Here is a 13778-nt window from a genome sequence, read left to right on the forward strand (position 1 = left end):
AAAAAGTGACTGCTGTTATACTGTGTCCATAAAGGTTTTTTCAACCTTATTGAAGACAACGATGCCTATCATTAAAAGAATAACAATAATAATGGTGCTGATACCAAGCATTGCAGGAGAAAAATCTCCTACGCCAATCCATGCATATTTGAAACATTCAAAAATACCTGTTAAAGGATTGTATAATGCAATCTGTTTAAACACTCCTCTAAGAGCAGAAGTTGGATAAATAACCGGAGTAGCGTACATATAAAGACTTATTCCAAAGCCAAGCAGCATACTCAGATCTTTATATTTTGTGGTGAGTGAGGAGAAAATCATTCCCACTCCTAAGGCAAAAAGGGCCATCAGTATCACCAAAAATGGTGTTGCAAGAACCCAAATGTTAGGATGTACCTGTCCTTTACTCAGATAATAAGCCCAAACAAGAATGAAAAGAATGAGCTGTACTCCAAATCTCATAAGATTGGATATGACAATTGATATAGGTGTTACCAGTCTCGGAAAATACACTTTTCCAAATATTCCGGCATTTCCTGTAAAAGTAGATGAGGTTGCAAGTAGTGAGGATGAAAAATAATTCCAAAGCGTAACACCGCCTAAATAGAATAAAAGGGGAGGAGCTCCATCTGTAGATAGTTGGGCAATTTTTCCGAAGATAATCAGAAAAACGATGGTTGTTAGAATGGGATTGATAAAAAACCATATGGGTCCCAGGATCGTTTGCTTAAAACTGGATACAAAGTCTCTCTTGACGAACATATAGACAAGGTCTTTGTATTTCCAGACTTCTTTCAGCTTCAAGTCAAATAACGAATGATTGGCATCAATCGTTTCAGTCCACTTCTGTTGTGGTTCATTCATCTGTGTAAGGTTTTTACAAATTTATAATAATTAATTCTTACCATATTTTTTAGTTTGTGAATTATTGTTTACATAAACCTAAAAATTACAACTAATATATTGATATTTGTTGTTATGACAAAAAAACTATTGACTGTAAGGTCAATAGTCTGTAAATTTTATAATTTATTTTGTTATTTTTTAACGAGTTGCTTCAGATATTCGCCGTACCCACTTTTGCCATATTTAACTGCTGTTTCCAGTAATTTTTCTTCATTGATAAACTTATTACGGAAAGCAATTTCTTCAATACATCCGATTTTGAACCCTTGTCTCTTTTCAATAACACTTACGAATTCAGATGCATCATGTAGGGAATCAAAGGTGCCTGTGTCTAGCCATGCTGTTCCTCTATCTAGAACACCTACTTCTAATTTTCCATTCTTTAGATAAACATTGTTGATATCTGTGATTTCAAGTTCACCTCTAGCTGAAGGCTGAATGTTTTTAGCGATTTCTACTACATCATTATCATAGAAATAAAGACCTGGAACGGCATAATTTGATTTTGGTTTTAGTGGTTTTTCCTCAATAGAAACAGCTTTGAAATTATCGTCGAATTCTACGACACCATATCTTTCAGGGTCTGCCACGTGATAAGCGAATACAACTCCTCCGCTCGGATTAGTTTTGTTTTTCAGTAAAGCTCCCATTTCAGAGCCATAGAAGATATTATCACCTAAAACAAGAGCAGCGGAGTCATTACCAATAAATTTATCCCCAAGTATAAAAGCTTGAGCAAGTCCATCAGGGCTAGGCTGTACAACATATTCTATATTACATCCAATTTGTGAACCATCACCTAAAAGTTTGATGAAGCCTTCCTGATCATGTGGTGTTGTAATGATAAGGATATCCTTAATTCCTGCTAAAAGTAATGTTGAAAGAGGATAGTAAATCATTGGTTTGTCGTAAACAGGCATCAGTTGCTTGCTTACTGCAATAGTTAGAGGGTAAAGTCTTGTTCCGGATCCTCCGGCTAGTATTATTCCTTTCATCTTTTATTATTTGGTATTTTCTATAGCGTAGTCCATTTGATTCTTAATATTCAAATCTATATCCGGTGTCATTAAAAGTGTAGAATTATTTTTGGATAACTTGCCATTTATACTTTTATGGAACCTGATCAATTCTTTTAAATTGTTTTCTGATATGAAAGAAAATGAACTGTATAATGAAGTTTTAAAATCATCAAAATCAAATTTTCTGATGATTGAGCTGGCTTGTTCTTTTGTCAGTAATTCCTTAGGAGGATCTACCGAGTAATCGAACATTCTAAGCTCTAAATATTCTTTTGCATAATTAATCAATGCTTCTTTGTAATGTGAAACTTCTATAAATTCATCAATCAGTTTTCGTTGAGACGAATTAGACATAGCCGGAGGAGGTGGGATTGACTGTGCACCGACTAAAGAAGTTACAGTTATAAAAAGCAATAGAAAAATATGCTTCATTATCTGATTAGTTATATTGGTTTTCGTAATATTTCTGATAATCTCCGCTGGTTACATTTTCTAACCATTCTTTATTCTCAAGATACCAGTCAATTGTTTTTCCTAAGCCTTCTTCAAAAGTTACAGATGGCTTCCAACCTAAATCTTTATTTAATTTAGTGGCATCAATAGCATAACGCTTATCGTGACCAGGTCTGTCTTTTACAAATGTGATTAACTTTTCAGAATAACCTTCCGGTTTTCCAAGTTTAGCATCCATCTGTTTAATGAGTTCTTTTACAAGATCGATGTTCTGCCATTCGTTGAAACCTCCGATATTGTAAGTTTCTCCTGTTTTTGCTTCATTGAAAATCTGGTGAATAGCTCTGGCGTGATCAATTACAAATAACCAGTCTCTTGTGTATTTTCCATCACCGTAAATTGGTAAAGGTCTTTCGTTGATAATATTTGAAATACAAAGTGGGATCAATTTTTCTGGAAAATGGTTCGGTCCATAGTTGTTTGAACAGTTTGAAACAATGAATGGCATCCCGTAAGTATTTCCATATGATCTCACCAAATGGTCAGATGCTGCTTTAGAAGCCGAGTATGGAGACTGAGGATCATAAGATGTTGTTTCAAGGAAGAACCCTGTTTCACCTAAACTCCCATATACTTCATCTGTAGAAACATGATAGAATAAATTCGTTCTTTTCTCATCAGGGAACCTACCGTGAGTATGATCTGGGTTTAATGTCCAGAATTCTTTGCAAAGATTAAGTAAATTTGCTGTTCCGTTTACGTTGGTATTGATGAATGCCATTGGATCAGTAATACTTCTGTCAACATGACTTTCTGCGGCTAAATGAACTACTGCGTCAGGATTATATTTTTCAAAAACCCTTCTTAGCTCTTCTGGTCTTGTAATATCTGCTTTTTCGAAAACGTAGTTAGGCTCATTTTCGATATCCTTTAAATTCTCAAGGTTTCCTGCGTAAGTAAGTGCATCAAGGTTGATGATCATGCTGCCGGGATTGTTTTTTACAAATTCTCTTACAACATGAGAACCGATAAATCCGGCTCCACCTGTTATGATGATGTTTTTCATTTATTTATTTTGTGATTGTCTTTCTGCCTATGCTTTTATAATAAAACCCGTTCTGTTCAGGGATTTCTAATGGATACATATTCCTTCCATCAAAAATAACTTTATTTTTCATTCTTTTAGCCATAAGCTCGAAATTAGGATTTTTAAATTCCGGCCATTCTGTAGCAATAAGTAGTGCATCTACTTCATCTAAAGCATCATACATCCCTTTGGCGTATTGTATCTTATCTCCAAGTATTTTTTGAACATTGCTTTCTGCAACAGTATCATATGCCACGATTTTTGCGCCTTTCTCAAGTAGAAGAGCAATATTGTCCAAAGAAGATGCTTCTCTGATGTCGTCTGTGTTGGCTTTGAAAGCTAGTCCCCACAATGCAATTTTCTTTCCTTCAAGGTTTCCGTTAAAATATTTTTCAATTTCAGAAACAAGGATTACTTTTTGAGTTGTATTTACATTTTCTGTAGCTTCTAGGATCTGGAAGTTAAAATCTTCTTGCTTACCAGATTTAATAAGCGCTTTTACATCCTTAGGAAAACAGCTTCCGCCATATCCGATTCCAGGGAATAAAAATCTATGCCCGATTCTGTCATCACTCCCCATTCCAAGTCTTACTTTGTCTACATCCGCACCTACTTTTTCACAATAGTTGGCAATCTCATTCATGAAAGTGATTTTTACAGCCAAAAATGAATTGGCAGCATATTTTGTAAGCTCAGATGATTTTTCATCCATGAAAATAATCGGGATTCCGGTATTGGTAAATGGCTGATAAATCTTAGCCATAATATCTTTCGCTTTTTCAGAGCTTGCTCCTACTACAACTCTTGAGGGATTCATTGAGTCTTCAACCGCAAAACCTTCTCTTAAGAATTCAGGATTTGAAACTACGTCAAAAGGAATATTGGTTTTAGCGGAGATGGTTTCTCTTACTTTGTCAGCGGTACCTACAGGTACGGTGCTTTTATTGACAACTACTTTATATTCAGTCATCATCTCACCGATATCATTGGCTACTTTTAATACATAAGAAAGATCAGCTGATCCGTCTTCTCCAGGAGGCGTAGGAAGCGCTAAATAGATAACTTCACTTTTGTCTAAAGCCTCTTTAAGGTTGGTGGTGAAAAATAATCTTTCAGACTGGATGTTTCTAAGGAACATTTCTTCAAGGTTCGGCTCATAGATGGGAACTACGCCGTTTTTCATACCTTCTACTTTTTTTTCATCAATATCAACACAGTATACTGAATTGCCAAGTTCTGCAAGAGTAGTTCCTGTAACTAGCCCTACATAACCTGTTCCTACAATCGTTATATTCAAAATGTTTGTTTTTAAAATTCAAAGACAAAAATAATAAAAATACCTTCATCTGCTTCTTTAATTTAATGTAAATGAATTTCCTTCTATTTGCTTGATAATAAGATAATTTTGCTTTTTTAGAAAAAAAGCGTATATTTGCAATGGATTTACGGAAAAAATGGGAAGGCTTCGCAAGAAAGCCTTTTTTCGTACTGTAAATCAAGATAAAAGAATGTATGGAGTTTAAAAAAAGAATTGAAGAATTATTAAATGAATTCCTTGAAACCAGAAAAGATCTTTTCCTTATTGATCTTAAGATTTCTGCAGGGGATGATATTACAGTGATTTTAGATGGTGATAACGGAGTTTCTTTACAGGATTGCCTTGATGCAAGCCGTGCTATAGAATTCAATATGGATCGTGAAGAACATGATTTTAGCCTTCAGGTAATGTCTGCAGGACTAAGCGAGCCATTAGTAACACCAAGACAGTTCAATAAAAACATAGGAAGAGAGATTGAGGTGATGCTGGAGGATTCTTCAAAAATTGAAGGAGAATTGTCAAAAGTAGACGAAGAGAAAATCACTCTTGTTTTACGTTACCGTAAACCGAAAGACATCGGGAAAGGAAAGGTGGATGTGGAAGAGGAAAAAGAAATTCCTTACACTGAGATCAAAAAGGCATTAGTAGTAATTAAATTTTAAAAAGAAAAAAGAATAGATGGATAATATAGCGTTGATTGAATCCTTTGGTGATTTTAAAGACGAAAAGGGGATCAGTAAAATTGATCTTATGGCAATTATTGAAGATTCACTGAAGACACTTTTGAGAAAAAGATTTGATTCAGATGATCATTTTGATGTAATTGTAAACCCGGATAAAGGAGATTTTCAGATATTTTTAAATAAAACAATTGTAGAGGACGAAATGTCTGAAGATGATGATTTGGAAATTGAAATTTCTGAAGCAAAGAAGATTGACCCTACTTTCGAAGTAGGTGAAGACTTTACAATGGAAATTCCTGTTGCACAATTGGGAAGAAGAAATATTCTTACCCTAAAGCAAATCCTGGCTACAAAACTTCAGGAGCATAATAATGCTATGCTGTATGAACAGTTTAGAGATAAAATTGGTGAAATTGTTGTAGGAGAAATCCACCATATCCGTCACAAGCATGTGATCTTGTTGGATGATGAAGGAAATGAATTTATTTTACCAAAAGAAAATCAAATCCCATCCGATTTCTTTAAAAAGGGTGAGAATATCAGAGCTATTGTTGAAACAGTAGATTTTAAAGGTTCAAAACCACAGATTATTATTTCCAGAACTGCACCTAAATTCCTTGAGAAGTTATTAGAGCTGGAAATTCCTGAAATTCAGGATGGAACAATTATCTTGAAAAAGGTAGTGAGAATTCCTGGAGAAAAGGCAAAGATTGCAGTAGATGCTTATGATGACAGAATTGATCCTGTAGGAGCTTGTGTTGGGGTGAAAGGATCCAGAATTCATGGGGTAGTAAGAGAGTTGAAAAATGAAAACATCGATGTTATTCAGTGGTCTAAAAACCCTGAGATTTTGGTGAAGAGAGCTTTAGGAAATGTTACCATCAATAAAATTGACATCAACGAGGATGCTAACTATGCGTTAGTATATACTCCTGTTGAAGAGATTTCTAAAGTAATTGGAAAACAAGGACAGAATATCAGACTGGCTTCTTGGTTGTCAGGATATGAAATTGATGTTTACAGAGAGTCCAGCGAGGATGACGATGTTGAATTGAGAGAATTTAATGACGATATCGAGCAGTGGATTTTGGATGAGTTTAAGAAAGTAGGACTTACAACTGCAAAATCAGTATTGGATAAAGAAACTGAGAGTCTTTTAAATATGGTAGACCTTGAAGAAGAAACAATCGAAGAGGTTAAACGTATTCTGAGAGAAGAATTTGAAGATTAAGATTTAAAATAAATCTTAATAAACAGTAAAAAAGAAATACTTTAATTTTAAAAATTAAAAAACAGTAAATAATATAGATGCCAAAAATTAGATTAAATAAAGCGGTTAAGGAATTCAACATTTCGATGTCCAGATTAGTAGAATTTTTACAGTCTAGAGGATTCGAGGTTGAAAGCAATCCTAACGCTCAATTGGAAGAATCGGCATATTCTGCATTGGAGGCTGAGTTTGCTAAAGATGGCGAACAACGAAAGGCTTCCCATGAGGTGGTGATCACTAAAGTTCCGGAAGAAAAACTGGAAATTGAAGAAAAGAAAACCCCTGAAGTGATAAGAGCTAAAGCAAATAAACCAGAAACTAAAATTTTAGGTAAAATAGATTTAGAACCTACTAAACCTGAGGTGGAAGAAACCCCTGCTGCTCCTGTAGTAACACCGGTTGAAGAAAAGAAAGAAGAAATCGTGAAACAAGAACCGGAAGTGAAAGCAGTTCCAGAAAAGCAGGAATTTAAGGTTTTGGATAAAATTGATTTGTCTCAGATAGAATCTAGAAATAGACCTGTGAAAAAAGACAAACCAAAAATGGAGGAGAAAAAAGAAGATATAAAACCAGTGGAACCCATAAAAGAAACTCCAAAGCCTGTAGTGGTAGAAGAGAAAAAAGTAGAGACTCCAAAAGCTGAGGCTGAACCAGAATCTCAGGAGCCACAAAAAATTGAAACAGTTTATCAGAAACTTGACGGTCCTAAGATCGTAGGTGAAAAGATCGACTTAACTCAATTTGCACCAAAACCAGGTGCTGGAGCAAAAAAGAAAAGAAAGAGAATTGAAAAACCAGGCGGAGGTCAGAATAACCAAGGTCAAGGTGGAAACAATCAAAACTCTGGAAATAATCAAGGTGGTCAAGGTGGAAACCGTCAACACAATAACAACAATGGTGGTGGACAAGGTGGAAACCGTCAAGGTCAAGGTGGGCAAGGAAACCGTCCTCAAGGTCAAGGTGGACAAGGAGGAAACCGTTTCGGAAATAACCAAGGAGGAAACCGTCCAGGTGGACAAGGTGGTGGATTTAAGAAAGGTGGACAAAATAACAGACCTGGTCAAAGAGTTATGCCAGTTGAATTAACTGACGAACAAGTTAAAAACCAGATCAAGGAAACCTTAGAAAAACTTACCAATAAAGGAGGTAAATCTAAATCTGCAAAACACAGAAAAGATAAGAGAACTTTCCGTAGAGAGCAGGATGAACGTCAGCAGGAGCTTGAAGCACAAGATAGAACGTTAAAAGTTACAGAATTTATTACTGTAGGTGAATTAGCGAGCTTGATGAATGTTTCGCCAACAGAAGTAATCTCTGCTTGTTTCTCACTTGGGGTAATGGTTACCATGAACCAAAGACTAGAAGCAGATACTCTATTATTAGTAGCTGACGAATTTGGATACAAAATTGAATTCTCAGATGCTGATCTTGAAGATACAGATGCAGAAGATGAAGTAGATACTGAAGAAAGCTTAGTATCAAGAGCACCAGTAGTTACTGTAATGGGACACGTTGACCACGGTAAAACTTCATTACTGGATTATGTTAGAAAGACTAACGTAATTGCAGGTGAATCCGGAGGTATTACACAGCATATTGGAGCTTATAACGTGAAATTGGAAAACGGTCAGAGAATTACATTCTTAGATACACCAGGTCACGAAGCCTTTACAGCGATGAGAGCAAGAGGTGCACAGATCACGGATATTGCAATTATTGTAATTGCTGCCGATGATGATGTAATGCCACAGACGAAAGAAGCAATTGCTCACGCGCAAGCTGCAGGTGTACCAATGATTATTGCTATCAACAAGGTTGATAAACCAAATGCTAACCCTGATAACATCCGTCAGCAGCTTTCTGGATTAAACCCGCCGGTTTTAGTAGAAGAATGGGGTGGAAATGTTCAGGCTCAGGAAATTTCTGCTAAATTCGGTAATAATGTAGATGTATTATTGGAGAAAGTTTTATTACAGGCTGAAATGCTTGAACTAAAAGCTAATCCTGACCGTTCAGCGAATGGAGTGGTTATTGAAGCATCTCTTGATAAAGGAAGAGGGTATGTAGCAACTATGTTGGTACAAACCGGAACTTTAAGAGTTGGGGACTATGTAGTAGCAGGTAAAAACCACGGTAAAGTAAAAGCTTTACTTGATGAAAGAGGGAAAAACCTTGCGGAGGCAGGTCCTTCAATTCCTGCAACAATCTTAGGATTAGACGGGGCGCCTACAGCAGGTGATAAATTCCGTGTTTACACTGACGAAAGTGAAGGTAAAGCGATCGCTAATAAGAGAGAGCAGTTACAGAGAGAACTTTCTATCAGAACGAAAAAACATACAACGCTTGAAGAACTAGGTAGACGTATTGCTTTAGGAGAATTCAAAGAATTGAATATTATCCTTAAAGGTGACGTGGATGGTTCTGTAGAGGCATTATCTGACCAGTTACAAAGATTATCAACAGAAGAAATCAGCGTGAAAATTCTTCACTCAGGTGTAGGACAGATCACTGAATCTGATATAAACTTAGCGGCTGCATCTGATGCAATTATAATCGGATTCAATGTGAGAGCTGGTGCTAATGCAAAAGAACTTGCAGACCGTGAAGAAATTGAAATCAGAACATATTCTGTAATTTATAAAGCTATCGATGAAGTAAAAGAAGCAATGGAAGGAATGCTTTCTCCTGAAATTCAGGAGCAGGTAATCGGAAATGTTGAAATCCGTGAGGTATTCAAGATTTCTAAAGTTGGTTCAATTGCAGGTTGTATGGTTCTTACCGGAAAAGTTACAAGACAGTCAAAAGTACGTCTATTGAGAGATGGTATCGTTAAGTTTGATGGAGAGCTTGAAAGCTTGAAGCGTTTCAAAGATGATGTGAAGGAAGTAACGAAAGGTTATGAATGTGGATTGAACTTAAAAGGTTATAATGATATTGAAATCGGAGATATCCTTGAAGTTTACGAAGAAGTAGCTGTTAAGAAAAAGCTGAAATAATTATTCAGATATATTTATAAAAATCCACCTCATTGAGGTGGATTTTTTATTTTAAAGTATAAAATGGTCTTAATTCTGATTAAGGAAGGTAACCAGTTTGGTTAAGTCTTCATCTTTGTCAAACTTAATCTTATTAGATTTGAAGAATGCTGTTAAAGCATCTTTTTTGTCTGGGAATTCTGCTATGATTTCTTTTTGATTTCTTGGCTTTTTTATGAAACCTTTTTCTGTTTTAATGTAGTATACAGGGTCTAGATTACGGAAGTTTGCCGGTTTTTCACTTGCATAACCATTCGCAGCAGGAACAACATCTGTAAATTTGGTTTTAATCTTTTTATATAAAGAGTTCTTACCATTTACAAGTTCAAAAAAATATCCGCTTAATTCATCCAATGTTTCAAGTAATACTATTGTTTGCTTAGGAGATGATACTTCAATTCTTGAAAATTCAGCATTTTTGGGGAGAACTCGAACTTCATTATTTTTTTTAAATTCTATTTCATCCGAATAACTATTATATCGTACAGGTACTTGTTCATAGTTATCTGCAATTTTAGCCATTGTAAAGTCTTTGGTGTAATACGGAGAACCGGCTATTTCTTCATATTTAAATGTTTTACCTGTTGTAGATTTTATACCATCAAATACTGACTGAGTACCTGTGGCTCCATTAACTGAAAGGGTGTTTTGAGCAAAGCTAAAATTAATCCCTGCTAAAACAAATGTGGTTATGATTGTTTTTTTCATTTTTTAAAATTATGAAATTTTGGTTTTATGTCAAAAGTATAAATATAATATTCAAAATGGATATATTGAATTATTTTTTTTTAAGTATATGGGAATTGTAAAGTGGTATGCTGTTTTTTTAAAATGATAATAGATTGTTGTTGGATGATTAATTTTTTACTTTAAAAGACTTGGTTGTGTGGAAATTAACAATGGTATAATTTAGATTTGTTATAAATAATATTTTAATCACTGTTTATTAAGTGTTAAAATTGCTGTTTTTGGTTAATGATGTTAAAATTTATTAAATTAAATCTATCTAATATTATGGATTTCTTTATGTGTAATGGGGAATGGTTGCGATATTATGAATGAAAATGGTGCAATTCGGTGTAAAAAATTTGCCAGTGTTAATATTTATTAACATATTTGCCTCTAAAATATATTAAAATTTGTTAATATGAATGTTAAACTACGTGTATTAACAGCTGGTGTTTTGTTTTTTACAGGACAGGCTGTATTTGCTCAGGAGGGTAAAAAAGACTCCAAAGACAAAGAGACGAAAATTGAGGAAGTAGTTGTTTTGGGGTATAGTAAAACATCCACTAAAGCTAAATCTACATCTTCTTCAATCACTGTTGGAGCAGAAACATTAGAAAACAGACCCAATATTTCTGTTTTAAATTCAATTCAAGGGACAGCTCCCGGAGTTGTTATTAACTCAGGGTCTGGATCTCCAGGTTCAGGAAAATTTAACATATTAATTAGAGGTATGAGTTCCTTAAATGGTTCTACAGATCCTTTATATGTAATCGATGGTGTTATTACTTCCGGATCTCAGTTTAGAAACTTGAACTCATATGATATTGAAACTTTCAGTATTCTAAAAGATGCTCAGGCGACAGCTATTTATGGTAACAGAGCTGCAAATGGGGTTGTTGTAATTACTACAAAAACAGGTAGATTTAATTCTGGTTTAAGGGTTTCTTATGACGCTTTGACTTCTTTTAGTAAAATGCCTGGAGTTAAATATAACATGGCTAGCGGTAAGCAGCTATTACAGATCCAAAAGAACTACCTTACAGGTGATGGAGGAGATATGGATCAGGCAGATATTGATAACTGGAATATAAATACTGATTGGGATAAACAATTTACTCAAATCGGTATTGGACAACAGCATAATATTTCAATTACAGGAGGAGGTGAAAATATCAACAATTTCCTTTCCTTAGGATATTTAGATCAGCAGGGTACTGTTAAGTCTACTGACTTTAAGCGATTTACATTAAGAAATAACCTTAATGGGAAGTCTAAAGATGGTAAATTAACTTTTGGTGCTGTTCTAGGGCTTGGTTACTCGAAAAGAAACCAGCTGGATGATGAAGAAAATTCAGCTATTGCTAATAACCCATTACAGAACCCATTATTCGGAGGGGTACTTTCTTCTACTTATAAAACTCCTTCTCCATATGCAAGCGGACAAGAATTGTTTAACAATATTGGTCAGACCATTAACGGAAATACGCAGTGGATTCTTCAGGATAATATTAATGGAGGAATTAGAAACAAATATACTGAATTAAGTATCTCTGCTAATGCTAATGTCAATTATAAGCTAACAGATTATTTAAGTGTAGGAAATAGAACTGGTATAGAATACAAAGAATACGAAAGAATCTTTGCGAGATCAGCTCAGGGATACCTTGCACTTTCTGTAGCAGCAGGACAAGGAGCTAGATATGCAGGGGTTGAAACATTTACTACTACACAGGATTTAACTGTTAACAGTATTACAAATATTACTTTTAACAAGTCTTTTGGTGATCATACCATTTCAGCTGCGGCTTATATGGATTACATCAAAGCACATGTGAATATTAATTCTCAGACACAAAATGGATTGAATCCATTGCAATGGCAGTTCGGTGCCGGTACTGGATATATTCCATTCAACCCGGATACGCCTAACTTGTACAGACCTTCAGTATCTGCTTCGAAAGTTACCGCTGGAACTTTAGCTTACTTCGGAACGTTAGACTATGATTATAAAGATAAATATGGTGTAAGTGGAGTAGTAAGAAGAGATGGATCTTATCGTTTCCTTCCTACTAACAGATGGGAGACATTCTGGTCAGTAGCTTTACGATGGAATATAGATAAAGAAGATTTCATGGCTAATTCTGGATTCAGATTATTGAAACTTAGGGCTTCAATGGGGACAACTGGAAACCAGAATTTAGGTGTACCTGTTAATAATGTTAACCCATTAGTTCAACTTCCAAATAACTTCCTTGATTTATATAATGGTATTTCAGGATATCAGAATATCCTAGGATATAACTTTGTTAACCTGTCTAATCCTTATTTAAGATGGGAGCAGGTAAAGCAGACCAACGTAGGGGTTGATTTTAACTATAAAGGTATTGTTGAAGGTAGTTTTGATTATTATCAAAAGAGAACTTCAAGAATGTTTAACAACCTACAGAGATCTGCTGTAACAGGATACTGGGACATTAGAGGAAATGATGGTATTCTTGATAACAAAGGAGTTGAAGGGTTAATCAGATACAATGCTATTAAGACTGAAAACACGAAGTTATCATTCTTTGTGAACGGGGCTTATAACTCGAACAAGATTGTTTCCATGAATAATGAGGATATCTCTGATGATATTGCACACGCAATTGGCGGTCCTGCAAACCAGTATATTCTTTATCCATATTTAGGAGTTAATCCAAACAATGGAAACATGTTATTCCTTGATATTAATGACAACATTACAGAGAATCCACAGACATCTGATAGAAGACGTACAGGGAAATCTCCATATGCTAAATTCACAGGAGGTTTTGGATTTAATTTCCAACATAAAGGTTGGTTCTTAGATACATTATTCTCTTTCCAACAAGGAGGATGGATTTATGACAACTTAATGTCATGGGCAATGAACCCTAACTATTCTGATGGAAATAACGTTTCTGCAGACCTTCTTAATGCCTGGACGCCTGATAACAGAAATACAGATGTTCCTGCTTTAGAAGCTGATAATACAGGTAGAGATGGTTCTTCTGACAGATTCTTAAAGAGTACGGATTTCATCAGACTTAAAAATGTTTCTCTAGGGTACTCTTTTACTAAAGATCAGTTAGGAAAATTACCGGTTAGAGGTATTAAAGTATTTGTTCAGGCGGAAAACATTTATACATGGACGAAATGGAAAGGTTTCGATCCTGAGCCTGTAACTACAGCTTCACTAAATGTATATCCTAACCCTAAAACAGTTTCTGTAGGATTAAATGTTGATTTTTAATAGAAAA

The 13778-nt window shown here is 35.1% G+C and carries 10 protein-coding genes; 4 read left to right on the top strand and 6 right to left on the bottom strand.

What is annotated here, in order from left to right; genetic code table 11:
- Nucleotides 1-15: 15 nt before the first annotated feature.
- The 5 genes from BBI01_RS17025 to BBI01_RS17045 all read right to left on the bottom strand — a co-directional run bounded on the left by BBI01_RS17025 (nt 16) and on the right by BBI01_RS17045 (nt 4762).
- Nucleotides 16-864 carry an ABC transporter permease gene (locus tag BBI01_RS17025; RefSeq protein WP_065395838.1) on the bottom strand — a complete coding sequence of 283 codons (849 nt, stop codon included), beginning with the start codon at nt 862-864 and terminating at the stop codon, nt 16-18.
- A gap of 173 nt (nt 865-1037) precedes the next feature.
- A complete protein-coding gene (rfbA, locus tag BBI01_RS17030) occupies nt 1038-1901 on the bottom strand; it encodes a glucose-1-phosphate thymidylyltransferase RfbA (protein ID WP_065395839.1) in 864 nt (287 codons plus the stop codon).
- A gap of 6 nt (nt 1902-1907) precedes the next feature.
- Nucleotides 1908-2357 (bottom strand): hypothetical protein, encoded by a 450-nt coding sequence (locus tag BBI01_RS17035; RefSeq protein WP_065395840.1) that lies wholly within the window; start codon nt 2355-2357, stop codon nt 1908-1910.
- Between the two features lie 7 nt (nt 2358-2364).
- Nucleotides 2365-3444, bottom strand: coding sequence for a dTDP-glucose 4,6-dehydratase (rfbB, locus tag BBI01_RS17040; RefSeq protein ID WP_065395841.1), 1080 nt, complete (start codon nt 3442-3444; stop codon nt 2365-2367).
- Between the two features lie 4 nt (nt 3445-3448).
- Nucleotides 3449-4762 (bottom strand): UDP-glucose dehydrogenase family protein, encoded by a 1314-nt coding sequence (locus tag BBI01_RS17045; RefSeq protein WP_065395842.1) that lies wholly within the window; start codon nt 4760-4762, stop codon nt 3449-3451.
- Between the two features lie 215 nt (nt 4763-4977).
- Between BBI01_RS17045 and rimP the strand changes: the two genes are divergently transcribed.
- The 3 genes from rimP to infB all read left to right on the top strand — a co-directional run bounded on the left by rimP (nt 4978) and on the right by infB (nt 9732).
- Nucleotides 4978-5445 carry a ribosome assembly cofactor RimP gene (rimP, locus tag BBI01_RS17050; RefSeq protein WP_065395843.1) on the top strand — a complete coding sequence of 156 codons (468 nt, stop codon included), beginning with the start codon at nt 4978-4980 and terminating at the stop codon, nt 5443-5445.
- Between the two features lie 16 nt (nt 5446-5461).
- Nucleotides 5462-6697 carry a transcription termination factor NusA gene (nusA, locus tag BBI01_RS17055; protein WP_065395844.1) on the top strand — a complete coding sequence of 412 codons (1236 nt, stop codon included), beginning with the start codon at nt 5462-5464 and terminating at the stop codon, nt 6695-6697.
- Nucleotides 6698-6774: 77 nt separating this feature from the next.
- Entirely contained in the window at nt 6775-9732 is a 2958-nt protein-coding gene (gene infB, locus BBI01_RS17060) for a translation initiation factor IF-2 (protein WP_065395845.1), read from the top strand.
- A gap of 69 nt (nt 9733-9801) precedes the next feature.
- Here infB and BBI01_RS17065 read toward each other — a convergent pair whose 3' ends face one another.
- Nucleotides 9802-10479 (bottom strand): hypothetical protein, encoded by a 678-nt coding sequence (locus BBI01_RS17065; protein WP_065395846.1) that lies wholly within the window; start codon nt 10477-10479, stop codon nt 9802-9804.
- Nucleotides 10480-10918: 439 nt separating this feature from the next.
- Here BBI01_RS17065 and BBI01_RS17070 point away from each other — a divergent pair, with 439 nt between their 5' ends.
- Nucleotides 10919-13771 carry a SusC/RagA family TonB-linked outer membrane protein gene (locus BBI01_RS17070; protein ID WP_065395847.1) on the top strand — a complete coding sequence of 951 codons (2853 nt, stop codon included), beginning with the start codon at nt 10919-10921 and terminating at the stop codon, nt 13769-13771.
- Nucleotides 13772-13778 lie beyond the last annotated feature (7 nt).

The organism is Chryseobacterium artocarpi (genome assembly GCF_001684975.1).
Taxonomy (GTDB): domain Bacteria; phylum Bacteroidota; class Bacteroidia; order Flavobacteriales; family Weeksellaceae; genus Chryseobacterium; species Chryseobacterium artocarpi.